The organism is Cytobacillus sp. Hm23 (genome assembly GCF_051842895.1).
GTDB lineage: Bacteria > Bacillota > Bacilli > Bacillales > SM2101 > Nanhaiella.
In genome coordinates this window covers 17859-41090 of the sequence record NZ_JBPXRQ010000040.1, presented here as the reverse complement: position 1 = coordinate 41090, position 23232 = coordinate 17859, and the positions used below count along the sequence as shown (strand labels likewise).

The 23232-nt window shown below is 35.8% G+C and carries 20 protein-coding genes, 12 tRNA genes and 1 rRNA gene; 6 read left to right on the top strand and 27 right to left on the bottom strand.

The window, feature by feature from the left end:
• The 14 genes from ACSVDA_RS19885 to ACSVDA_RS19820 form a co-directional block, all read right to left on the bottom strand.
• Window positions 1-92: ribosomal RNA gene (locus tag ACSVDA_RS19885) — 16S ribosomal RNA — on the bottom strand; the annotation flags it as partial.
• A gap of 150 nt (window positions 93-242) precedes the next feature.
• Window positions 243-316: transfer RNA gene (locus tag ACSVDA_RS19880), tRNA-Gly, on the bottom strand.
• 18 nt (window positions 317-334) lie between these two features.
• A tRNA-Pro gene (locus ACSVDA_RS19875) sits at window positions 335-411 on the bottom strand.
• Between the two features lie 38 nt (window positions 412-449).
• Window positions 450-526, bottom strand: a tRNA-Arg gene (locus ACSVDA_RS19870).
• 60 nt (window positions 527-586) lie between these two features.
• Window positions 587-672 (bottom strand) — tRNA-Leu (locus ACSVDA_RS19865).
• A 16-nt stretch (window positions 673-688) separates the two neighbouring features.
• Window positions 689-774: transfer RNA gene (locus ACSVDA_RS19860), tRNA-Leu, on the bottom strand.
• 7 nt (window positions 775-781) lie between these two features.
• A tRNA-Lys gene (locus ACSVDA_RS19855) sits at window positions 782-857 on the bottom strand.
• A 167-nt stretch (window positions 858-1024) separates the two neighbouring features.
• Window positions 1025-1099: transfer RNA gene (locus ACSVDA_RS19850), tRNA-Gln, on the bottom strand.
• 97 nt (window positions 1100-1196) lie between these two features.
• Window positions 1197-1272 (bottom strand) — tRNA-Asp (locus ACSVDA_RS19845).
• 17 nt (window positions 1273-1289) lie between these two features.
• Window positions 1290-1365, bottom strand: a tRNA-Val gene (locus ACSVDA_RS19840).
• A gap of 104 nt (window positions 1366-1469) precedes the next feature.
• Window positions 1470-1541 (bottom strand) — tRNA-Glu (locus tag ACSVDA_RS19835).
• A 17-nt stretch (window positions 1542-1558) separates the two neighbouring features.
• Window positions 1559-1649 (bottom strand) — tRNA-Ser (locus ACSVDA_RS19830).
• 1 nt (window position 1650) lies between these two features.
• Window positions 1651-1725 (bottom strand) — tRNA-Asn (locus ACSVDA_RS19825).
• A gap of 111 nt (window positions 1726-1836) precedes the next feature.
• Window positions 1837-2295 (bottom strand): SprT family protein, encoded by a 459-nt coding sequence (locus tag ACSVDA_RS19820; RefSeq protein WP_485885457.1) that lies wholly within the window; start codon window positions 2293-2295, stop codon window positions 1837-1839.
• Window positions 2296-2777: 482 nt separating this feature from the next.
• On the opposite strand from ACSVDA_RS19820, the gene cmpA reads away from it, so the two are divergent.
• Window positions 2778-2891, top strand: a complete 114-nt coding sequence (gene cmpA, locus ACSVDA_RS19815) for a cortex morphogenetic protein CmpA (RefSeq protein ID WP_214484441.1) — start codon at window positions 2778-2780, stop codon at window positions 2889-2891.
• A 22-nt stretch (window positions 2892-2913) separates the two neighbouring features.
• Here the strand turns inward: cmpA and ACSVDA_RS19810 are convergent, their stop codons facing one another.
• From ACSVDA_RS19810 to acpS, 6 genes are all read right to left on the bottom strand, one after another.
• A complete protein-coding gene (locus ACSVDA_RS19810; RefSeq protein WP_485885462.1) occupies window positions 2914-5076 on the bottom strand; it encodes a Tex family protein in 2163 nt (720 codons plus the stop codon).
• A 165-nt stretch (window positions 5077-5241) separates the two neighbouring features.
• Window positions 5242-5592: a type II toxin-antitoxin system endoribonuclease NdoA gene (ndoA, locus tag ACSVDA_RS19805; RefSeq protein ID WP_214484440.1), complete on the bottom strand. Its 351-nt coding sequence runs from the start codon at window positions 5590-5592 to the stop codon at window positions 5242-5244.
• A gap of 4 nt (window positions 5593-5596) precedes the next feature.
• The gene (locus ACSVDA_RS19800; RefSeq protein ID WP_214484439.1) at window positions 5597-5878 is read right to left on the bottom strand and encodes a CopG family ribbon-helix-helix protein; all 282 of its coding nucleotides are present in this window, start codon (window positions 5876-5878) and stop codon (window positions 5597-5599) included.
• Window positions 5879-6057: 179 nt separating this feature from the next.
• A complete protein-coding gene (gene alr / locus ACSVDA_RS19795) occupies window positions 6058-7206 on the bottom strand; it encodes an alanine racemase (RefSeq protein ID WP_485885456.1) in 1149 nt (382 codons plus the stop codon).
• A gap of 123 nt (window positions 7207-7329) precedes the next feature.
• Complete coding sequence (locus ACSVDA_RS19790) at window positions 7330-8343, bottom strand: LolA family protein (protein ID WP_485885455.1); 1014 nt, start codon at window positions 8341-8343, stop codon at window positions 7330-7332.
• Window positions 8344-8451: 108 nt separating this feature from the next.
• Entirely contained in the window at window positions 8452-8814 is a 363-nt protein-coding gene (gene acpS / locus ACSVDA_RS19785; RefSeq protein ID WP_485885454.1) for a holo-ACP synthase, read from the bottom strand.
• Window positions 8815-8894: 80 nt separating this feature from the next.
• Here acpS and ACSVDA_RS19780 point away from each other — a divergent pair, with 80 nt between their 5' ends.
• Window positions 8895-9605 carry a rhomboid family intramembrane serine protease gene (locus ACSVDA_RS19780; RefSeq protein ID WP_485885453.1) on the top strand — a complete coding sequence of 237 codons (711 nt, stop codon included), beginning with the start codon at window positions 8895-8897 and terminating at the stop codon, window positions 9603-9605.
• Between the two features lie 246 nt (window positions 9606-9851).
• Here the strand turns inward: ACSVDA_RS19780 and ACSVDA_RS19775 are convergent, their stop codons facing one another.
• From ACSVDA_RS19775 to ACSVDA_RS19750, 6 genes are all read right to left on the bottom strand, one after another.
• Window positions 9852-11372 (bottom strand): PH domain-containing protein, encoded by a 1521-nt coding sequence (locus ACSVDA_RS19775; protein ID WP_485885452.1) that lies wholly within the window; start codon window positions 11370-11372, stop codon window positions 9852-9854.
• Window positions 11372-11845 (bottom strand): PH domain-containing protein, encoded by a 474-nt coding sequence (locus ACSVDA_RS19770; RefSeq protein WP_485885451.1) that lies wholly within the window; start codon window positions 11843-11845, stop codon window positions 11372-11374. Before ACSVDA_RS19770 ends, ACSVDA_RS19775 begins: the two co-directional genes overlap by 1 nt.
• A gap of 333 nt (window positions 11846-12178) precedes the next feature.
• Window positions 12179-13630 carry a degradosome RNA helicase CshA gene (gene cshA, locus ACSVDA_RS19765; RefSeq protein ID WP_410629414.1) on the bottom strand — a complete coding sequence of 484 codons (1452 nt, stop codon included), beginning with the start codon at window positions 13628-13630 and terminating at the stop codon, window positions 12179-12181.
• A gap of 218 nt (window positions 13631-13848) precedes the next feature.
• Window positions 13849-14535 (bottom strand): alpha/beta hydrolase, encoded by a 687-nt coding sequence (locus tag ACSVDA_RS19760; RefSeq protein ID WP_485885450.1) that lies wholly within the window; start codon window positions 14533-14535, stop codon window positions 13849-13851.
• Complete coding sequence (locus ACSVDA_RS19755; protein ID WP_485885449.1) at window positions 14532-15902, bottom strand: UDP-N-acetylmuramoyl-tripeptide--D-alanyl-D-alanine ligase; 1371 nt, start codon at window positions 15900-15902, stop codon at window positions 14532-14534. The genes ACSVDA_RS19760 and ACSVDA_RS19755 overlap by 4 nt, the downstream gene beginning before the upstream one ends.
• Window positions 15903-15920: 18 nt before the next feature.
• A complete protein-coding gene (locus ACSVDA_RS19750) occupies window positions 15921-17012 on the bottom strand; it encodes a D-alanine--D-alanine ligase (protein WP_485885448.1) in 1092 nt (363 codons plus the stop codon).
• Between the two features lie 660 nt (window positions 17013-17672).
• Here ACSVDA_RS19750 and ACSVDA_RS19745 point away from each other — a divergent pair.
• The 4 genes from ACSVDA_RS19745 (at window position 17673) to ACSVDA_RS19730 (ending at window position 22305) form a co-directional block, all read left to right on the top strand.
• A complete protein-coding gene (locus tag ACSVDA_RS19745; protein WP_485885460.1) occupies window positions 17673-18605 on the top strand; it encodes an AAA family ATPase in 933 nt (310 codons plus the stop codon).
• 212 nt (window positions 18606-18817) lie between these two features.
• Entirely contained in the window at window positions 18818-19822 is a 1005-nt protein-coding gene (locus ACSVDA_RS19740; RefSeq protein WP_485885447.1) for a DUF58 domain-containing protein, read from the top strand.
• Window positions 19815-20981 (top strand): hypothetical protein, encoded by a 1167-nt coding sequence (locus ACSVDA_RS19735; RefSeq protein WP_485885446.1) that lies wholly within the window; start codon window positions 19815-19817, stop codon window positions 20979-20981. Before ACSVDA_RS19740 ends, ACSVDA_RS19735 begins: the two co-directional genes overlap by 8 nt.
• 170 nt (window positions 20982-21151) lie before the next feature.
• Window positions 21152-22305 (top strand): IS3 family transposase gene (locus tag ACSVDA_RS19730; protein ID WP_485885444.1). Its coding sequence is split into 2 segments (ribosomal slippage): window positions 21152-21404 and window positions 21404-22305, totalling 1155 coding nucleotides; the frame shifts between segments, so codons are not numbered across the junction.
• A gap of 398 nt (window positions 22306-22703) precedes the next feature.
• Here the strand turns inward: ACSVDA_RS19730 and ACSVDA_RS19725 are convergent.
• Window positions 22704-23186, bottom strand: a complete 483-nt coding sequence (locus ACSVDA_RS19725; RefSeq protein WP_485885442.1) for a tetratricopeptide repeat protein — start codon at window positions 23184-23186, stop codon at window positions 22704-22706.
• Window positions 23187-23232: the final 46 nt, after the last annotated feature.

The following is a 23232-nucleotide window of genomic DNA, read 5'->3' as shown; positions in this document are numbered from 1 at the left end:
TCCGGGAGCAAGCTCCCTTTGGTTCGCTCGACTTGCATGTATTAGGCACGCCGCCAGCGTTCGTCCTGAGCCAGGATCAAACTCTCCAATAAAGTTTGATTGCTCATTTGTTCAAAAAATTAACGTTGACGCTTTTGTTTTGTTTAGTTTTCAAAGAACATTTTTTGTTGCTATCGCTCAGAAGCGACTTTACTAATATAACATCTTGTTCATTGTGATGTCAATATCTTTTTTTGTTTTTTTGGAGCGGGTGATGAGAATCGAACTCACGACATCAGCTTGGAAGGCTGAGGTTTTACCACTAAACTACACCCGCTTATATATTATTTTATAATGGTCGGGAAGACAGGATTTGAACCTGCGACCCCATGGTCCCAAACCATGTGCTCTACCAAGCTGAGCTACTTCCCGTATCATGGGATTGGAGTCAAATTTCGTTTGAAATTAACTGGCGCGCCCGAAAGGAGTCGAACCCATAACCTTCTGATCCGTAGTCAGACGCTCTATCCAATTGAGCTACGGGCGCTAATTAAATCAGCAACTTTTATATAATAACACCATTCAAATATAATTGCAAGTGTTTTTTTGGTGCGGTCGAGAGGACTCGAACCTCCACGGGGTCTCCCCCACTAGGCCCTCAACCTAGCGCGTCTGCCATTCCGCCACGACCGCATAAAAAAATAATCATTGGTGCGGGTGAAGGGACTTGAACCCCCACGTCACAAGGACACTAGATCCTAAGTCTAGCGCGTCTGCCAATTCCGCCACACCCGCGTATATATGGTGAGCCATGGAGGACTCGAACCTCCGACCCTCTGATTAAAAGTCAGATGCTCTACCAACTGAGCTAATGGCTCGTAAACATAAAAGTAAAACTAAAAGATTTTTTTAAAAAAACTAGACACCCAAATCCCTACATGTATACTCATGATGTTTTCGATTTGTGCGCAGTGGTTTTGCTCCGACGAATACTCGGCCGTGCTCTACCAACTGAGCTAATGCCTAATAACATAAAAATTAACAATGGCTGGGCTAGCTGGATTCGAACCAGCGCATGACGGAGTCAAAGTCCGTTGCCTTACCGCTTGGCTATAGCCCAATAATATTTAGATATATTGTTATGGATCTTTGTAATTGAGATCTCCATAAGTAGTATGCTTAATTCTTGTTATTACATACGTAGAACAGTATATAGCTGGCGGTCCCGACGGGAATCGAACCCGCGATCTCCTGCGTGACAGGCAGGCATGTTAACCGCTACACCACGGGACCTAATAATTTATAATAAATGGTGGAGGATGACGGGATCGAACCGCCGACCCCTTGCTTGTAAGGCAAGTGCTCTCCCAGCTGAGCTAATCCTCCCTATGATGATAGCGAAACTTCACTCATCATGAGTTAAGAAATGGGAGGCGAGTATTTAATATGCGTTTGCACATTAAACTTCCTCACATCCCATAAATAATATATGACCCGTACGGGATTCGAACCCGTGTTACCGCCGTGAAAGGGCGGTGTCTTAACCACTTGACCAACGGGCCTAGAAACAACTGGTCACTGGCGGAGAAGGAGGGATTTGAACCCTCGCGCCGCTTACGCGACCTACACCCTTAGCAGGGGCGCCTCTTCAGCCACTTGAGTACTTCTCCTTGGCTCCACAGGCAGGATTCGAACCTGCGACCGATCGGTTAACAGCCGATAGCTCTACCACTGAGCTACTGTGGAATAAATGTCAACTCTTCATATTATATTCAGCTATACAATCGTTGTCAAGACTATGATAGGCTATTATCTGTCATCTTACATCAGCGACGCTTTTATAATTTATCACGATTTCTATTTTAAGTCAAGCAATCTTATTTTCCCTCTACATTGACCACATACATATTTATTCATATCCATTCTTTTTTTTCGCATATATTGTTTTTGACACTTTATGCATTCATAAATATATTCATATTTCTTGTTTTTTGTAGCAGCCTGAATAGGTTTACAGAACCTCGGAGCGTTAACTAATGTAAGAAGTTGTTTAAAATCTCTATCCCTATGCTTATACCCCTTACCTTCAATATGAAGATGGTAATGACATAGCTCATGTTTAATTACATCGATCAAATCACTTATCCCATGTTCTTGATAATACTTTACATTCAATTCAATGTTATGAGATTTTAGCAAATATCTCCCACCAGTAGTTCGTAGCCTATTATTAAATACGGCCTTATGTCTAAATGGCTTACCAAAGGATAACCGGGATACTTCTTCTACTAAATCCTGAAGTTGACGATCGTCCATTACTATTCCTCCTTATTCTCAACAATAAGTTCACCAATTACTTAGAAAATGAAACCTAACAAGCTATTATTGCATAAAATAAATACTACACATACAAATTCGTTTCATCTACAATCTAAACTATTTTCTTGTTGCTTTTCGTAATATGGACTAAACACGAATATAATTTTCGTTCGTCTTAAGACTATAAAAACCATATCATACACATATGAAAAGTATCTTTAACAATGGCGACCTCATAAAGTCTCCATCTAGCGCTGTTCCATTTAATAGGCTCTTTTCGTAAACATTGTTGCTATTTTTAATAAAAACGGACAGTATGAAAAGTCTTATGAACTCTAAATAATTGTAAAAGTTGAAAAGATGCCACGGCCGCTATGTTTATACGTGCTTATATATTAGAACAAAAAACAACAATCAATACGAAAACAGCCATTTAATATAAGAAGAAAACATCATCTAAAATTAAGGAGGGTATAGTTATGCCAACTTGGTTTAAAAACCAAATACAAAAGGCTTATTATGAAAAAAACTCCTATCAAATTAGGCTTCTTAACCAATGCTGGTTTTTTTACAGAAAAAACACTACTAATTAAATAGCAGTGTTTTATACATTTATTAATTTGCACCTAACATCGTTAAGGAAACTCTTCCTTTCTTCTCATCAACATCATCAACCCATACTGTTACAACATCACCAACAGCCACAACATCCAGTGGATGCTTAACAAACCGGTTACTTAGCTTTGAAATATGAACTAGGCCATCTTGCTTAACTCCAATATCAACAAACGCGCCAAAGTCTACTACATTACGAATTGTCCCTTGTAATTCCATACCTTTTTCTAAATCTTCTAGTTGCAATACGTCTTTCTTTAATAATGGCGTTGGCAAATCATCTCTAGGATCTCTTTCTGGACGTTTAAGAGCTTCAACAATATCCTTCAACGTTAATTTACCAACACTTAATTCTACTGACATCTCATCTATTGATACATTACCCATCGCTTGAATTAATTCACCTGACCCTATTTGGTCAATTGTTAATCCAAGCCTCTCAAGTAACAACCTTGTTATTTCATAACTTTCGGGGTGAATACTCGTCCGATCCAAAGGTGAGTCACCATCATTAATACGAAGAAAACCAATACATTGCTCATACGTTTTTGAACCAAGGCGCGGAATGTTCTTCAGTTCAGATCTATTACTAAATTTCCCACTCTCCTCTCTTTGCTTCACAATATTCTTTGCAACAGTTTTTGATAAACCTGCTACATATTGAAGAAGTGAAGGGGAGGCAGTGTTTACATTAACACCTACTTGGTTTACAACTGTTTCTACAATAAAAGTTAAAGAATCGTTTAGCTTTTTCTGAGATACATCATGCTGGTATTGGCCTACACCTACTGATTTAGGGTCGATTTTCACAAGTTCAGCTAAAGGATCCTGCAAACGCCTTGCGATAGAAATGGCACTTCTCTCTTCTACTTGTAATTCTGGAAATTCCTCTCTTGCTAAATCGGAAGCGGAATAAACACTAGCTCCAGCCTCATTGACAATTAAATAGTATATGTCTGAATTAGTTTCCTTTATGGTCTCGGCGATAAATTGCTCGGTTTCTCTTGACGCAGTACCGTTCCCAATTGCAATCATCTCTACGTCGAACTTTATTAAAGTAGAAATGACTTTATCCTTTGCTTCAGTTATTTTTTTCGCTGGAGGATGTGGATAGATGACATCAATATGCAACACTTTTCCTGTCTCATCTACAACAGTTAATTTACACCCTGTTCGATATGCAGGGTCAACACCTAACACAACCTTGCCTTTTAACGGGGGTTGCAGTAGCAGGTTTCTTAAATTCTCTGAAAAAATATGTATCGCTTGGTCTTCTGCTTTATCAGTAAGCTCTTTGCGGATTTCCCTTTCAATAGAAGGTTGAATTAACCTTTTGTAACTATCCTCAATCGCTTCAGTTACATATACGTTAACAGAAGAGTCTGTTTGTTTTATGACAGAATTAAGTACATAACTTAAAATTTGTTCTATCGGTGGCTTAATTGAAATACGCAGAACTTCTTCCTTTTCACCCCTGTTCATAGCGAGTACACGATGGGGAACAATTTTATTAATTAACTCCCCAAACTCATAATACATTTCAAATACCTTTTTTTCATCAGCAGCTTCATCTTTTACAGAAGATTCAACTCTACCTTTTTGTAATGTTTCTTTACGAATCCATTGCCTAATAGTTGCGTCCTCTGATATCCATTCTGCAATAATATCTTTTGCACCTTGTAATACTTCTTCAACAGAAACTAGCTCTTTCTCTTTCGATATGAATTGTTGCGCATAGTCTTCAACATTTACATTTTTCGGAAAATCCATTATCCACTTTGCAAAAGGCTCCAAACCTTTTTCCTTAGCAACCGTTGCTTTTGTACGCCTTTTCTGCTTGTATGGACGATATAAATCTTCTACTTGCTGCAGCTTTGTCGTCTCTTCTATTTTTCTTTTCAGTTCTTCACTAAGCTTCCCCTGTTCACTTATTAAGCGAATAACTTCCTCTTTACGCGACTCGAGATTTTGTAAATATGTCCATTTCTCTTGAATAGCTCGAATTTGAACCTCATCCAAAGCATTAGTAAGCTCTTTACGATATCGTGCAATAAATGGCACCGTATTACCTTCATTCAGCAATGAAATAACATTATTAATTTGTTTAGTTGAAATTTTTAGTTCACTAGCTATTGAATTCATTAATATTGAGTGCTTTTCCATCGTATATTCCACAGTCAATGCGATACCCCCTACAATGATCATAAAATTATAAAAATATTCTAAATTTCTTATCTAAAATATAAGTAGAACTCATCCATATAATAAATACCTAGATAAGAAAATAAAAAAGCCACTACAGTGTGGCTTTTTTCCATATATGAAAATCTAAAAATCAATTAGTCCTAAACTGATTTGTAAAGCTTCGTCCACTTTATCCATCATCTCTTCATCTAGATGAGTAATCTTATCAGTCAACCTTTGCTTATCGATTGTCCGAACTTGCTCTAACAGTATTACAGAGTCACGTTCAAAATCATACCGCTTTGCATCTATTTCAACATGTGTAGGCAGTTTAGCTTTTTGTATTTGAGCGGTAATAGCAGCTACTATGACAGTTGGACTAAAACGATTGCCTATATCGTTCTGAATGACAAGTACAGGGCGAACGCCCCCTTGCTCAGAGCCAACAACTGGGGATAAATCAGCAAAATACACATCGCCTCGTTTAACAATCAAACGATTACCCCCCGCTAACTAAGCGTTCTACTGTATGTTCAGCTTCGTATTCAGCTAAAAAGGCTTCTGATGCAATGCTTAAATTTATTTTTGCCATCTCCATATAACCACGTCTCATCGACTCACGTATTTGACGCTGCTTGCGTTCTCGAAGGTACATTTTTGTAGCTTGATAAATAACCTCACTTCGATTACCTTCTTCTTGTTTTACTAGAACATCTAATTCATTTACTAAGTTTTTTGGTAACCTAATTAATATTTCTGTCGTTGCGCTAGATTCAGACACAAACATACACCTCCACCAGTACACTACACATTATCATTCCATTCTAACATTTATCATACCACTAAACACCTTAGATGCAAAGCGTAACTAAGTAAATTCTTATCTATTATCGTCTAGGCAAAGGTATTTTTATTCATAAAGTTTATATTACAATAGTATTTTTTTATAAAACCATCCTCCTACTTCAAGTGATTTACCACTTCAATAACACTATTATTCCTAATATAAAGCCGTGGAACACGGTAATTAATCATGCAAGTAACTTCATAATTTATTGTATCTAATTGCTCAGCTATCTCATCTACTTGTATAAAGTTATTAAGCTGTTGACCAATTAATGTTACTTGAGTACCTACTGGCACCTCATTATCTAATTTTACCATCATTTGGTCCATGCAGATTGTACCAACAATTGGAATTCTCTCTCCGTTAACTAATACCTCATTGTTACGCAGTTTCCGTAACCAGCCATCGGCATAACCAATTGGTACTGTTCCAATCCATTCCTCTTGTTTAGTCGTATAGGTGGCGCCATAACTAACGCTATTGCCAGGCGAGACTAGCTTTATATGAGATAAACGACTATGCAAAGAAAAAGCTTCCTTCAATGGAAAAGGTAATTGTGGCTTTATATCTACAGATGGAGTTAGCCCATACATCGAAATACCGAATCTTATTGCATTAAATAGTTGATGTGGGAACCTTAGTGCTGCGGCGCTGTTTGCACAATGTATCATTGAAGGTTTTTCAACAAACCAATCTAACATCTGCTGAAACAAACTATATTGTTGCTCAAGGTATGTTGTGTTTATTTCATCTGCAGTTGCAAAGTGAGTATATGCACCGTGTAAAACTAGTCTTTTATCATTGTTTACCACGGTTTCGATTTCTTTTAATTCAGCTTCGGTTCTAACCCCTAACCTTCCCATACCCGTATCTAACTTCACATGCAAATGTATTGCTTGATCTTCATGATAAGACTTAAGAGCTTCATGTAACCAATCTGCTTGAAATATAGTAATAATAACATTAAATTTTACAGCATCTGATAGGTCCTCAGGCCTTGTAGCGCCCATTACTAAGATCGGGGCTTGAATACCATGCTTTCTTAAAAATATCGCTTCATCCATAAAAGCAACAGCTAACATGGTGGCTCCAGCTTCAAGTGCTGTACGTGCAACTTGAGTATAACCATGACCGTATGCATTTGCTTTTACGACTGCTATAATTTGGACATCATCCGCTATGTGATTTCTCATAGCTTGAACATTATCATGGATATGATCCAAATTTATCTCTACCCATGTATCTCTGTGAAAAGTTGACAAAATCAACAAAACCCTTTCTTCTTATATTACCATTAGTATAAATGATTATTAGCTGTATATCTTCCTTTGTCAAGTAAAAGAAAACAGGCCTAGCGTGTATTGTAGAGCCTGTTTGGGGTTTTTCTATTTAATTGATTGATTCTTAACAGAACTCGCAATCATGATCATTTCTTCCTGAGTTAAATCTTCAGAAGCGAGCATAAAATCAACCCCGTTATACGTCCAAGTCAGACTATTATTTGTTAAAGCTCCAATTGTGAAGTCTCCTAAGCTGACAATATCACCATTCATAATCGTTGCAGAACTCATTGCTGGAACATCAAATGCTTGTTCCTGAATCAACGTATAAGACTTCTCACCACCGTATGTCATAATGATTCGTTTCCCGTTTTCTGTTTCAACTGTCACTTCTTCTTGTTGTGTTACACCGACGAGTTGGTCACTCGGATAGTATACCGGAAAGGATAAGTCAGTCGAACTAACAATTGATAAATCATCTAGTCTCGCAGCAGTCATATTCTTCTTCGTATCAAAAGCATCTTCATCAAAACTAGGGTTAAATTCCATCTTCCCAAATTCAATAGTTATTAAAGGCTTATAATCAGGGTCCATCACTTTTACAACTGATGGTGACAAGTCTTTTTTATTAATTGTGATTTCTTGCCTAGGTAGCATTTTATGGTTTTGATAGTTCGTTTTTGTCTCAAATACGTAAAATTGATCTTTTGCTTCAAATGTCGCTTCTGTGTCTTGCATTATATCATTGACGATTGATTCATAAAGATACGGCTGACTACTGTTGTTTGGCCAGTCACTTTGGAATCGATAACTTTTATTTAACGCTGGGGTTAGAACAAATACACCTTCATCATTTCGTAGAATCATTTGACTTTGATCTCTTTCAGTATTTCTTAAATTGACACGGTAATTATCCGGCTTTTGATGCCAAATCTCTACATCATAAACTTGTGGTTCATCTCCAGTTTGAATGGTCATCTTGGCTTCAGTTTTATAACCCTTCATGTCTTCAACCTTCGAGTCTAGTGCGTTTACAACATCTTCTTGCGATTTATTCCCACAACCTACAAGTGCAAGAAGAACACTAAGTACAAAAAACAACCATACTATCTTCCTCATTTTCCTTCTCAGCCCCTTTGCCTCTTTTCTAAGTAGCTTAGAGCGATGATCATATCCGCTCACCTATCGCTATAAAAATATATGAGACAAAGTATCACAATATGCAGACTAGCTTGACGAGCTTTCAATTATTACTTGAGCTACAGCATATTCTTGACTGTGAGATATCGAAAGATGTATATGATTTTCACCGGAAATTTCGATGATTGGCCTTCCTTGCTCATTTGAAGTAATTTCAATATCTAAAAAGCTAATTTCCTTCCCAATCCCCGTGCCAAGAGCTTTTGAATAAGCTTCTTTCGCAGCAAATCTACCACAAAAAAATTCTATTTGTCTCGGCCCTTGGAGCTGATTAAATTTTTTTTGTTCATTTTGTGTTAAAATTCTATTTATAAATCTTTCGCCTTGTCTTTCAAGAGTACTGGCTACACGTTTTATTTCAACGATATCAATCCCAATTCCGATAATCATATGAAAACCCTCTCTATGCATATAATAATTACTTAATAATACTATATAGAAAGATATAAACGTAAAGGAGAAATTAATTTATGTTTACGAGAACCGAAAACTTTCGCACCTTTTTGTTTTTATATCCTATTATTTCAATTATCATTGCTATTCATCTTTTATTTTGGTTGATTTTAGCCATTCCTACAACAATGTCAAATACAATATTCCAACAAATGGTTGGGATGAACTTTCTTATATCACAAGGAGAGTATTGGCGTTTATTTACACCAATTATTATTCATAGTGGTTTTGGTCATATGCTGTTGAATTCATTTTCACTCATATTGTTTGGCCCTGCTCTTGAAAAAATGCTAGGAAAATGGAAATTCATCGTTGTTTATATTGGTGCTGGTTTTATTGCAAATATAGCTACATACTTCATCGAGCCATTACAATATGCGCATGTAGGTTCGTCTGGTGCTATATTCGGCTTGTTCGGGGTTTATTTGTATATTGTTCAATTCCGAAAAGATTTAATTGACCATGCCAATTCCCAAGTCATTATAACCATTTTGGTAATCGGTTTAATCATGACATTTATAAATTCAAATATTAATGTAGTCGCTCATTTATTCGGGCTAATCGGTGGAGCCATTTTAGCTCCCCTACTTATTACAAAGAATACATCATCTTATACTTATGTCGAATCACAAAGACGTCCTGTAAACTACTCGAATCTATTTACTAAAAACAATCTCATTTGGCTAATTATCATCTTTCTGGTCATACTAGGTTTATTTGCTAGGTAATGTCGTTTCGTATGATGACAGCACCGTAACATACGCTTCCTTATTACTAGTAAAAAAAACGTATTCGAAACTTTCGAATACGTTTTTTTGAATAAAGTAATTATCTTCTTGATCAATATTTGCAGCTTTAACTAGGATCAATTCCTTTACAATAAAAATAACTATAATTTGAAATATTATGTTACAACAATAATATATATAATAAAAAAGGAACTATACTTATAGCCCCCATACATATCATATCGTTTAGCTCCTATTCAATAAACTAATAGGCAAATGTTCACTATTTACATTTTCCGAGCGATTACTTCCTCCATTTGAATACCATTCATGAACAGCTCGCCCTTCAAAAAACTCCATGTCAATCATATTAAAATGTTTACCACTTGCGCTTGATTTTATGGAGGATGTTATAGTACATAAGCTTTTTCTTTTCTGAAAATATGACTGCTGCATTGTACAAGCTTGTATTTTCTTCCTTTGCATTAATACTGTCGTTTTACCAATAGTACGAAATTGCATGAACAGTTGTTTTTCATCTAATGACCATTGTGCACCTCTGTACTTCACATAACCAAATACCATAGCAACTACAAATAACAAAATAGATGCATAACCCCAAGGGCGTAAAAATATTACCATTGGCACTACAATTATAGTTACAGGATAAATTGATCTTAACATGTACCTTATTAATGAACGTTTTGGAAGCTTAGTTTTAGATATCGGAATGTGATAATCAACTAATATCTCATTTATTAATTTTGCTAATTTTTTCTTTTTTATAATAGGGAATAGCATTGTTGACATACCTGACTCCATATCAGTTGATGCCCCAGCAATTTCAACAAATACAGTAGCAAAACCTAAAGGTTGACGAATAATATTTTCTGAAATTCTAATTGCTTGTATTCTTCCTAATGGGACAGTAACCTTCCGCTTCTCAATGATTCCCCTAATTATAACTAATTCATTTTCATATTTTTCAATTGTAAAATTCCCGTATTTTAACATCGTGTTAATGAATGCAATAACCCAAGCAATAAATATAGCAAACATAGCAGTTATTATTACGAGCAATGGACCAAGATTTAAATACTGTTCAAATCGATTTACAATTATTTCATATGGTATGAGTTCTTCAAATTGTGAAAAGAAAGCAATAATAGCTGATAGTACTACACCAATACCACCAGAAGTTGATCCAGCAATAAGAAGTTCCTTTGTAGAAACTTTATAATTAAATAGTACTTTGTCCTTCCCTTCCTCAGCTAATGAATGAGTATGCTCTTCCTCCATTTGTTCCTCAAATTGTTGGGCCGTTTGTTCCATCAACGCTCTTTCAAGTTGTCTTGATTCTATAGAGGTTATAGCTGTTAACTCTGCTTCTGCCTCTTTACCACCACCAGCAGTTTCTACTCTAACCTTAACCAATTTGAATAAACGATGCAGAACCCCTTGAGAAATATCAAAGGTTTGGATTTTTTCTATGGGGATATACCGTTTCTTTTTAATAAACACGCCGTGTTCAATTCGTAATTCTCCATCTTCCACTCTATATGTATAGCTGTACCAGTAGAGAAATCCTGCAACTAACACACCAATGAAGCCTACTCCAAACGATATAAACTTCACATATGATAAGATCATACCGTCATCACCTGAGCCAATGAAAAAGAAAACTATAATCGGGATAATGAGACTTTTAATAAAGCTAATTATAGATAGTAGTGCTGATATTGGATGAAGACGACGTTTTTCAAACATTAATCATCCTCCACCCTCGCTAAAATAGATATTCTATCTCTTAGTTCATCTGCTTCATTAAGATCTAAAGCAGGTATTTCATGAACAGTTGCTGCTGTTGATACTGTAACAGTAGCAAGACTATATTTTCTTAGTATAGGGCCTTGTTTCGTATCAACATGCTGAACACGGACCATCGGTATCAATGTTCGTTTAATAATAAATATGCCGTGTTGAATATCTATTTCATGTTCGTTCACCTCATATCTCCATCGCTTCCACCTTAATTTAGGAATAAGCATAATAAATATATAACCCATTATCAAAGTGAGCAATAAACCAACTACAATAATCCATATTGGCCAACGATAAATAATCGTAAGTATAAGTAATACAATAAAAGCAATTAACGACACTAAAAATTCGATTATTCCACCGATACGCCAAACCGGCAATGCACGTTTGCTTATTCGATTTATAGGTGCATTTCTCACAATTTCCTCCTCCTTACTGTATCTTTTCGTGTCTATAAGAGGATGTTCAAATTCATAGCATAATTTAAACACACACTATAACTTATTATTATATACAAAATTACTCTTGGTATAAAAAGGGTTTTATAATCAAAAGCAGTCAATCGATCTATAAATTAGCATATTGATTGTTAAACCTGTAAGTTTGACCAGTATATTGTATAAAATAACCGATAAATTTGGAGAATTGACTGGTAAAGCTTATCCTCAAGGGAAAAGTTCTACAACAAGACATCCTTAAGCCTCGTTCCACGTAAAAAGGGTGCAAAGCTTATCAGCTTTGCACCTCTTAATTTATCTTGATTCTTGTTTTCTTGGTCTTCTTTTCGGGTTGCCACGATGATTCCTATTTGAATGTTGACGTGACTTTGAATGATGGCCTTTATGACGATTTCGACTATTACCACCTTGTGACCTTTGTTGTTTTTTCATGTGTAAAGGCGGTTCTGATGTTAAATTAACTGGCGTTTGATCAGGTTCTTTCGTCATTAATTTAATTGCTGCTGCAACTACTGATACCGAATCATGATCCTCAAGCAGCTCTTCTGCAGCTCGTTTATAAAAGGATACGTTTCCTTTTTCAACAGTTTCTACAATTTTATCAATAACGAGATGCTGTTGACCTTCAAGAGCCTCATCGAGTGTAGGTGGCTTCATACGCTCCATTTTTCTCTTAGTCGTATGTTCTACATTCTTAAGGTGACTCATTTCTCTTGATGTGACAAATGTAATAGCTGCCCCCGTCTTACCAGCTCGACCTGTACGACCTATGCGATGAACATAGCTCTCTGGATCTTGTGGAATATCAAAATTATATACGTGAGTGACTCCAGAAATATCTAGACCACGCGCAGCTACATCTGTTGCTACTAGGACGTCTATAGAACCTGCCTTAAACTTTCTTAACACAGATATACGTTTTGCTTGCGTCATATCTCCGTGGATACCTTCAGCTGAATAACCACGTAGAGAAAGAGCTTCTGATAACTCATCTACACGTCGTTTTGTTCGACCAAAGATAATTGCTAACTCAGGAGATTGAATATCTAATAAACGTGTTAAAATGTCGAATTTTTTCTTTTCATGAATTTCAATGTAATACTGCTCAATATTAGGAACAGTCACTTCTTTTGCTTTTACTTTCACTACTTCAGGGTTATTCATAAACCGTTCAGCAATTCTTTGAATTGGACCAGGCATTGTTGCTGAAAAAAGTAATGTTTGGCGTTCATTTGGAATATGAGATAAAATCGACTCAATGTCTTCGATAAATCCCATATTTAACATTTCATCTGCTTCGTCTAGCACAACAGTATGAATATTATCTAAACGTAAAGTTTTACGTTTAATATGATCAATCATTCGTCCAGGCGTTCCAACGATTAAATGAGGACGTTTTTTTAACCCACGAATTTGACGACCAATATCTTGTCCACCATAAACAGGAAGGATCCTTACACCTTTATACGATCCAATTTTATATAGCTCCTCTGACACTTGAATTGCTAATTCCCGAGTCGGTGCAATAACAATACCTTGTGTCTTATCTTCAGCTATATTAATTTTCTCAATTAATGGAATACCAAACGCAGCAGTTTTTCCAGTACCTGTTTGCGCTTGTCCAATAACATCTTTTTCCTGCAAACCGAGCGGAATTGTTTGAGCTTGAATAGGGGTTGCTTCTTCAAAGCCCATCTTGTTAATAGCCTTTAATAAAGGCTCACTTAAACCTAATTCATTAAACATGATCAATTGATTTCTAACTCCTTTTTACATCTATTTCATAATAACTACAGTTACTTTGCATCCGAACATTACTTCGAGCTTATTTAATAATGAAGTACCAAACCAACATCATATCACTAATAATATTCATTTGCAATTTTCTAATGAAATTAAATTAATGTTATTACTAAATAGTTGTTCCTATTTGTCCAACAACTTCTAAATGTGTAAATAAACTCCTACTCCATTAAAAAGGTATATACCTCAGAAAAAAGCTCCTTACGCTCGTCACAGTAGCAGACATGATGCTTGGCTGACTCTATATAAATAAGTTTCTTCCTTGTAGAACTGATTGTTTGATGTATATGCTCTGCACTTTTCATTGGAACAATCCCATCACATTTCCCTTGCACAATCAATGTAGGTACAGAGATTTTCTTTAAAGCTGGTCTAACCTTTCGAACGAGCTGTTGGAACTGAATTATTGCACTAAGAGGAGTTGCAATTATTTTTTTCTTATACCTCTCATATAATTCATTTTCGTTTATTTTTCCTTGCAACCCTAGCTTGAATAAATCATGTACATCACTAATAAGTTGCTTTGGATTCGTATAATATACAGCTGCACTCAATAAGACAAGTTTTCTTATTGAGTACTTCGCTGCTAAATAACTAGCAATTACACCGCCCATTGAAAACCCAATTAAATATACGATGTCGAATTTGTCTAACAATTTCTTCAGCTCTTCTTCCACGCAATCAATCCAATTAGTGTATCTCACACCACTCAACGAGAGTTGTTCACCATGACCAGGTAGTATAGGTGTGACAATTTCCCAATCAGTCTCTTGAGTTAAATAGTCGACTAATGGCTGAACTTCGTAAGGACCACCTGTAAATCCATGAATGCATAAACAACCTATCATTTCAATGCTTCAACAACTTCCTCAAGCGCCATCCCACGCGATGCCTTGACCAACATTACATCATTAGCTTGTATAATTTCCTTTACATCTCTAATAAGTTCTTTTTTATCACTATAAACTCTTGTTCTCCCTGCTGGAAATACTTTTTGTGCTTCATGGGCGATTTCTGCTCCTAATCTGCCCAAAGTAAATACGTAATCAACCTTTGCTGGTGATAACATTTTTCCTATAGAACGATGAAATTCAATTTCGTTATTCCCTAGCTCTAGCATATCTCCAAAAACAACAAACTTACGCGAAAAGTTCGGTAGTTCATTTAGTAGGTGAATCGCAGCCTTCATGGAAGTAGGACTAGCATTGTAGGCATCATTAATTATTGTTAAACCTGAAGGTGCTACTATACGTTCCATTCTCATGTTCGTAAGTTTAACTTTCTCTAGACCTTCTTTTATCTTATCCCAAGAAACATGAAAATATCGTGCAGTTGCAATAGCTGCAAGTGCATTATAGACGTTATGCTCCCCTAACACTGGAAGAATATATGTAATGCTCTGAGATTGATTAATTGAAAAAAGAGTTTGGTCACTTTGTTGTGAAATGGAAGTTACCTTAAAATTATTTCGTTCATTTTTACCAAATGAAATTAACTCTCCATCCAGATTAGACACCCGTTCTAAAAGCAGCGGCTCATCACCATTGTACACAAGGGGAGCACCAGGTTGTAACCCTGCTAATATTTCTAGCTTCGCTTCACATATGGCTTCCCGTGATCCTAAATCTTGCAAATGAGATTCTCCGATGTTTGTAATTACAGCTGCGTTAGGGCGAGCAATCTCAGATAGTAATTGTATTTCGCCACGATCACTCATTCCCATTTCAAGAACTGCAATATCGGTATCTTCTTCCAAACGTAATAGCGTCAAAGGCAACCCATAATGATTGTTAAAATTACCTTCTGTTTTCAGTACTTTATAATTAGTAGAAAGCACTTCTGAAATTAAGTCTTTGGTTGTTGTTTTTCCATTGCTACCTGTAATACCTATAACCTTAACATTTAGCTGCTGTCGATATTGTGTAGCAAGCTTTTGTAATGCCATAAGTGTGTCATCAACAACAATTAACGGTCTTTCCTTTGGCATATTTGGTTGCCCATTTTGCCATAGAGAAACTACGGCTCCTTGTTCAAACGCATCGTTAACAAAATCATGTCCATTAAAGCGTTCCCCAATGATCGGGATAAACAAGTTCCCATGTTGAATTTCTCGTGAATTAATAGATACACCCTCGATAAACTGCCCATTATGTTGAAATTGCACTGCTTCTCCTAAAACCATCTCAACAATTTCTTGTAATGTTCGTCTAATCATTTATCGATCATCCTTTACTTAAAATGTATATTTAATTTGTTGTTTCTCTTCATGTCGTTCTATTGCTAATTGCACAAGCTTTTCGATTAATTGAGGGTATGTGACACTAGTATGTTGCCATAATAATGGAAACATACTAACTGGTGTAAAGCCTGGCATTGTATTCACTTCATTAATATAAACTTCACTATCTTCTGTTAGGAAGAAATCAGCTCTGACTAGACCTGTGCCATCAATTGCCTTAAATGCTTTAATAGCCATTTTATGAATTTTTTCATACTCTGATGTTGTTATATCGGCTGGGATGATTAGCGCAGTATCTCCGTCTTCGTATTTTGCCTTATAATCGTAAAAATCGTCTTTAGGTACAATCTCTCCCGCAACCGAAACCTCCGGTTCATCATTACCAAGTACACCTACTTCAATTTCACGACCAACTACTGCAGCTTCAATAATTATTTTACGATCGTAAGTGAAAGCCTCATCGAAAGCCTTCTCCAAGCTATCACGGCTATTACATTTACTAATTCCTACACTTGATCCTAGGTTTGCAGGTTTTACAAAGCATGGATAACCCAGCTGCTCCTCTACTTGTTCGTATGCTTCTTCCTTTAACTTATGCCACTCGTTACGAGTGAAGCCTACGTAATTCACTTGTTTTAGCCCCGCTTGGGCAAACAATTGTTTCATAATCACTTTATCCATTCCCGTTGCTGATGCTAATACTCCGTTCCCAACATAAGGAAGGTTCAATAATTCCAGTAGCCCTTGCACAGTACCATCTTCTCCATTTGTCCCATGGAGTAATGGGAAAATGACATCAAGTGAATCCTGATTGCCATCAGCACTTTGTGAAGATTTGAAAAGCTCATTAGCAAAAGTATTAGGGACAATTGAATTTTCTTCCGAGACTAATGTTAAAGAACTTACATTATCTATTGAATCTGTAATTTGCTTACCACGGACCCACTCCCCATTACTCGTTATGAAAATGGGATGGATTTCAAATTTATCTTTATTTAATGCCTTAATAACTGCAAGTGCTGTTTGCAATGAAACTTGATGTTCAGCTGATTTCCCTCCGTACAGCAATCCTAATTTTATTTTCATATAACAAACCTCCATAATTTAAGTAATACATAGACACCTTGTTAACCCCCTACAAGAGTTGCAACCATTTCACATGGTGGACTAAGCAACTTGAGGCGATGAGCGCCTAAAACTGGGATTCCAAATGTGTAAAGCGACGATTTATAGGTGACAAGCTTAAAATAAGCTGGCGAAAAAGATACTTGTTACATTATTGAAAGATTGACTTATGGCCTCAAGACACCTTAAGCTCGACAATTATAAACTTATACAGTTGAAATAAATCTATTTAAAATGCTCTTTTCGTAAACTTCGTTGCTATTTTTACTAAGAATGACATTTAAGTCCCACAATCTTATAGTAATAAAGGCACGACAGAAGATAAATGTTTACGTTTTTATATCTTAGTAGGTCAATGCGAAAACAGCCATTTTGGAATTATACTTGATTTCTATTATATCATGTTGCACCTAACTTTACGTTTCGGTTAATACACTTATATGTGATATGATGCTTGTATCACAACCTGAAAGCGAACCTACAACAGTTAATGGTAAGTTGTCTGTAGTTCTTATTTCATATATAAAAAATTTATTATATAATGATAATCATCCTAATAATCCCATCTAATACATTAAATAACTACGAATCTTACAAAGAAAGGTGATAACTATGTCTTCGATTTTAAAAAATTTCCAAAATTCGGTTAACGAAGTGTTAATTGGCAAAGAAAAAGTGACCGAGCTTTTGTTAGTATCCATTCTAAGCAAGGGTCATGTACTTCTGGAGGATGTTCCTGGTACAGGAAAAACAAAACTAGCTAAAACGTTTGCTTCACTCATTAATGGCTCTTTTCAACGAATACAATTCACCCCTGATGTACTTCCAAGCGATGTTACTGGAATTCAATTTTTCAATCCTAAAGAACAGGATTTTCAATTACGCTTAGGTCCAGTAAATACAAATATTTTACTAGCTGACGAAATTAATCGAGCAACACCTCGTACACAATCCAGCTTACTTGAGGCAATGGAAGAGCGACAAGTAACAATTGATGGTCGTACATACAAATTACCAGAGCCATTCATTGTATTCGCCACCCAAAACCCTGTTGAATCGCACGGAACATTTCCATTACCAGATGCTCAACTTGACCGATTTTTTATGGTTATTCCTGTCGGCTATCCTTCATTTGATGAAGAGAAAGAAATGATTAAACGCTATCGCAATGAAGACCCGCTTAAACATATACAAAGTATTGTTGATTCAACACTACTATTAAACTACCAAGATGAGATAAAACAAATCAAAATATCTGAAGATATTGAAACATATCTTCTAGCAATTATCCATGCAACACGACAATCTGATCTCATTGAAACAGGCGTAAGCCCACGGGGTACATTAGCTTTCATGAGAGCCATTCAAGCAAGAGCTTTTCTCAAAGAGCGAGATTATTGTATCCCTGAAGATGTTAAAGAACTTGCACCATACATATTGAGTCATCGACTTGTTCTTTCAACAGAGGGTATGTTAAAAACACAATCTCATGAAATCATACAGCATATTATAGATTCAGTTGAAGTACCGGTTGAATCAGGAGCCACACTATAATGAATTGGTATAAAACGGTGCACATACCTACCATATTTTCCCGATCTATTTGGTTGGTTTCTTTATTGCTATTTATCGAATTCATCTTTATCAAATCTAATATTTTATTTTTTTGTATTTTCCTATTGTGCTCATTATATTTTTTCATCTATTTATATTTGAACAATATAGGGAAGTACATTCGCATTGAAGATGAGAAGACGACCATAAGGATGTTTCCAAACGATGAAGCTACATTGTATTTGAAGTTGCATCATAAAGGTATACTACCATTACTTCAAGGAAACGTAACGTTTACATGCAATAATACAATAAAATGTACAAATATCCCTAAATTGTACGATAATGTTATGGCTAAGAGGTCACCTTATAAACTACCTCTTACATATCAATACAAGTCATCCAAATCATATCCTGTAAACATCGTTGCCAATAAAAGAGGGGTCACACGTATAAGAGAGATTAATTTACAAATATTTGACCCATTTCATATAGGAACGGTATCACACTATAATACTTGGGGGATCGGACAAGAAATACTTGTTTATCCAGAACCAAAACCGTTAGCAAACATACAAACATTTAGTAAGATGAGGGCTGGAGAACAAATTTACCCACATTCTTTATTTGAGGACGTATCACGTATTAGAGGTGCAAGAGAGTATGCTGCCAATGACCCATTTTCACGTATACATTGGAATTTGTCCGCAAAGAACGGTCAGCTAATGACTAAGGAATATGACAAAACAGTTTACCATAAATGGACGATCATATTAAATGTTTTAAAAGATCGTCAAATGTCATTTGATTTGTCAGAAGAGATGGAGGACTACATAAGCTATGTTGCATTTATATGTCAATATGCCTACAAACAAAATATCCCTTTTGAAATATACGCAAATGTAGTTACAAACAGCAATGATTCAATCTTTCATTTGGAGCCAGGAACTGGGGGTAAACACCTATCCATTGCACTCGAAATGCTTGCAAGAATCAATGAAGGGAACTACATCAAGCATATTAACCATTTTTTCCACTCTCTAGACAGGAGAATTGATGAAGATGCAATCGTGCTATATTTCGGTGATTATGGATCAACCATTGCAAACTACCTTGCATCCTGGTCACGCGGTGGTATGTCACTATTTAATGTGGAAAACAATGAAGAATATGGATATTTACAGCCATTCAAGTTAAGGAGTGATGCACTTGCTTAACTGGTTTAAAGCGAATTACGTCCCTTTTATAAATTATCTTTACGAAAGTTTGATCGTGTATTTCTGTATAGTCTTATTATCTATATTCACTAATGAGATTGTACCAGTAAGTTTATTTTTTTTACTATATGTCGTGGGTGCAATCCCAATTGCAATGATCATATATAAAATGGAGGGAAAAGCCTTTAATCAAGGAGCCTTATTATACATCCCATTTCTATTTGTTGTTGCCTTATTTCTTAATATCCCAGTAATTGAAGCAGCTGCAATCTCTATCGTTTCTGTTTGGAGGCTTCTAGTTCATCTTAAATTAAGAAAATGGGAAAGTTTTGAGAAGCATATGATCGTTTCGATGTTAGTCATCCCTATTGTATTAGTATTAAACAAACCCGAAATGTTGTATTTATTAGTAGTACAGGTATTATTCTTCCCAATCGTTAGGCGGGAAAATAATGAACTGTCAGGAGGTCAGACGGCGAACCGGTTATGGGGGTTACTTTCTCTATTAATCGTAATTACGATCGTTTTTGTTGGTAAAATTATTATTCCGATGATTTATAAAGTAGTGACGCTTGGCATTGCATATGTTGCTACCGGAGCTTTTATCGCAATATCATGGATCGTTTCGAAATTACCATTACCTCCGTTGACAATTCCAGAACTATTCGAGACCGAAGGCAAAGAGGAAGAAAGATTAGACCAGCTAGTGCAAAATAATTTTAATCAAGACGCTACCGGAAATAACACTTTTATGTATGTTTTGATTGTTATCATTGCAGGGTTAGTTATTTATCTTTTGTTCAAAAGAAAAGCTCATGCTACAAATGACCCTTCTCATAAAGTACAACCGCTAGCCATTAATAACGATGTTAGTCATACAACCATTATGTATGGGAGAGGAATGTATTCATCTCATGGAAATCGAATGATTCGGAAAAGGTTTGACCGTCTTGAACATTATATGGCTAAAAAGGGAAGAGGTCGAAAAGTCAATGAAACTGTCCATGAATGGCTACACCGTCTAGACATCAATCATATTCACGTAGCAGAATTTGAAGCGATTTATAAAAAAGCACGATACGGAGAAGTAGATGTCTCTAAGAAAGAAAAACAACAATTTACACAGGCGATAAAAGAGATTAAAAGTCATTCTTCTTAATTTATGAAATGCCAGTACCTTTAGTTCAACAACGGTACTGGCTTTTGTTCATTTTTACTAACCTTCTATATAATAAACTACATACAACAATTAATAGTATGGAGTTAGTATAGTTTTATGGACACAAAAACGTTAAGTACTTAAAATGTACTTAGAAAGGTTGTGTCCGGATGGGAAACAAAAATACAGGCAAAAAATATACTCAAGATTTCAAGAAGATGATCGTTGAACTTTACCGTTCTGGTAGCTCAGTCAAAGAACTTAGTAATGAATATGGCGTATCGGAAGTAACTATTTATAATTGGAATAAGAAGTACTCTCCAATTGAAACAGAAGATGGTTCAAGCTTTACGGCTGATGATATTTCAAAGATGCAAAAGCAGATGCTTCGTCTTCAAGAGGAGAATGAGATCTTAAAAAAGGCTATGGCCATATTCGCGAAAAAGTAAATCCAGACGAGCTAACGGGCTTCATCCAAGAGAAAACGACAGAACATCCAGTGTCACTTATGTGTGAGGTATTGAATGTACCTCGCAGTACATATTATCAATCATTAAATAAGGTTGAATCAAAACGTGAAAAAGAAAATAGACAAATCACTGAGCGAATGACAACGATCCATAAAGAGAGTAAAGGACGTTATGGGGCTCCAAAAATTCACCATCAACTAACAGAAGAAGGAATACACATCAGTTTGAAACGTGTCCAACGTTTAATGAAAAAAGCTGATATCCACTCTATTGTTAAAAAGAAATTCCGTCCATATAGTTCAAATGAGAAAGTTGTAAATCGAGAAAACATCTTGAAAAGAGATTTTTCAACTGCATCAATTAATGAAAAGTGGGTGGCTGATATAACTTATGTGCATACGGTGAAAGACGGATGGTGCTATTTAGCATCGGTGATGGATTTACATTCGCGAAAAATTGTCGGCTATTCCTTTTCAGAGGAAATGACAACAGACGTCGTAATAAAAGCTCTAGAAAATGCTTACGTAACTCAATTACCACCCGAAGGGTTAATTCTACATACTGACCTAGGTTCACAATATACAAGCCAAGCATTTACTGACCGTATTAAATCTTATGGTATAACACACTCCTTTAGCCAAAAAGGATACCCTTATGATAACGCCTGTATTGAATCTTTCCACGCTATATTGAAGAAAGAAGAAGTAAATCATGTTCAATATCTAGACTATAATACTGCCAATATCGCCATCTTTGAATTTATCGAAGCTTGGTATAACAGAAAAAGAAAGCATAGCAGCATTGCTTATAAAACACCTCAAGCAATAGAAGAACTATTCAAAGACTCTGCATAAAACTTAATCTTTTTGTGTCCAAGATATTGACTCAAATCCAAGTAAGCTATAATTAGAGGCTGTTTCCTATCTTAATTTTAGCAATAATAATAGCAAACTTTTGTGATAACTTTTCTTTGTACTTGGCTGTTTTCATGTTAATTGTTGCTTTTTTAATAAGATCTAAACACGAGTATAACTAACGATCGGGGCACCTTCTCTTCTCTCTTCTATAATCCATAGCATACACATCAGTTACTCAAATTCAAACAACAAAGTTAACTAACAGAGCATTTTTATCTTTGTCGTATAAGCAACAAAGTTAATATCTTTGTCGTATATAACCTCACCTTGATGTTGCTATATATATAAGACAGCAATTGAATAGGGCAAATTTAAACAAACGTTTAATTAAATAATCATGTCCATACTTTATCTAGTTTATCTGCATAAAAGAGAATAGCTTTTTGATATTGCTTAATACCCTCATCATTTGTTAATTCAGCCAGGTTACGCAATAACACTTCCATTGATTCTTTGTGATGTCCCAAATTGTATAAAGCCATAGCATAAAAAGGATAAAACTCATTTGCATGTGGGAATTCTTTTAAGCCATTTTCTAACGTTTCTTTTGCTAGCTGGTATTCACCTATCGTTCTATATGTGCTCCCTAATCCTAACAATGCTCCCCTTTTGTCTTCGCCAGCTAAACCAGTTTCTAGTGCTTTCACATAATAAGGGACTGCTTCAACTTCAAGTCCAAGTACATCATGTGACCAAGCGCATTGATATAGCACTGTTGGATTGTTAGGCTCTTCATCAACAAGCTTTAGCATTAACTCCTTTGAAGACTCCAAATGACCTTCTTCCCTCAGCTTAATTGCTTTTTGTAATGTAGACATAATTTGATCCTCCCAAGAACTATATTCAATATCTATATTTTAGCAA

Excerpts from the sequence above, each read along its gene's own strand:
- ACSVDA_RS19760 (WP_485885450.1), bottom strand. The coding sequence starts at position 14,535 with ATGATAGGTTGTTTATGCATTCATGGATTTACAGGTGGTCCTTACGAA.
- ACSVDA_RS19820 (WP_485885457.1), bottom strand. The coding sequence starts at position 2,295 with ATGGACGATCGTCAACTTCAGGATTTAGTAGAAGAAGTATCCCGGTTA.
- ACSVDA_RS19755 (WP_485885449.1), bottom strand. The coding sequence starts at position 15,902 with ATGATTAGACGAACATTACAAGAAATTGTTGAGATGGTTTTAGGAGAA.
- cshA (WP_410629414.1), bottom strand. The coding sequence starts at position 13,630 with ATGTTTAATGAATTAGGTTTAAGTGAGCCTTTATTAAAGGCTATTAAC.
- ACSVDA_RS19750 (WP_485885448.1), bottom strand. The coding sequence starts at position 17,012 with ATGAAAATAAAATTAGGATTGCTGTACGGAGGGAAATCAGCTGAACAT.
- ACSVDA_RS19725 (WP_485885442.1), bottom strand. The coding sequence starts at position 23,186 with ATGTCTACATTACAAAAAGCAATTAAGCTGAGGGAAGAAGGTCATTTG.
- ACSVDA_RS19740 (WP_485885447.1), top strand. The coding sequence starts at position 18,818 with ATGTTTCCAAACGATGAAGCTACATTGTATTTGAAGTTGCATCATAAA.
- ACSVDA_RS19810 (WP_485885462.1), bottom strand. The coding sequence starts at position 5,076 with ATGGAAAAGCACTCAATATTAATGAATTCAATAGCTAGTGAACTAAAA.
- cmpA (WP_214484441.1), top strand. The coding sequence starts at position 2,778 with ATGCCAACTTGGTTTAAAAACCAAATACAAAAGGCTTATTATGAAAAA.
- acpS (WP_485885454.1), bottom strand. The coding sequence starts at position 8,814 with ATGATTATCGGAATTGGGATTGATATCGTTGAAATAAAACGTGTAGCC.
- ACSVDA_RS19790 (WP_485885455.1), bottom strand. The coding sequence starts at position 8,343 with ATGAGGAAGATAGTATGGTTGTTTTTTGTACTTAGTGTTCTTCTTGCA.
- ACSVDA_RS19780 (WP_485885453.1), top strand. The coding sequence starts at position 8,895 with ATGTTTACGAGAACCGAAAACTTTCGCACCTTTTTGTTTTTATATCCT.
- ACSVDA_RS19775 (WP_485885452.1), bottom strand. The coding sequence starts at position 11,372 with ATGTTTGAAAAACGTCGTCTTCATCCAATATCAGCACTACTATCTATA.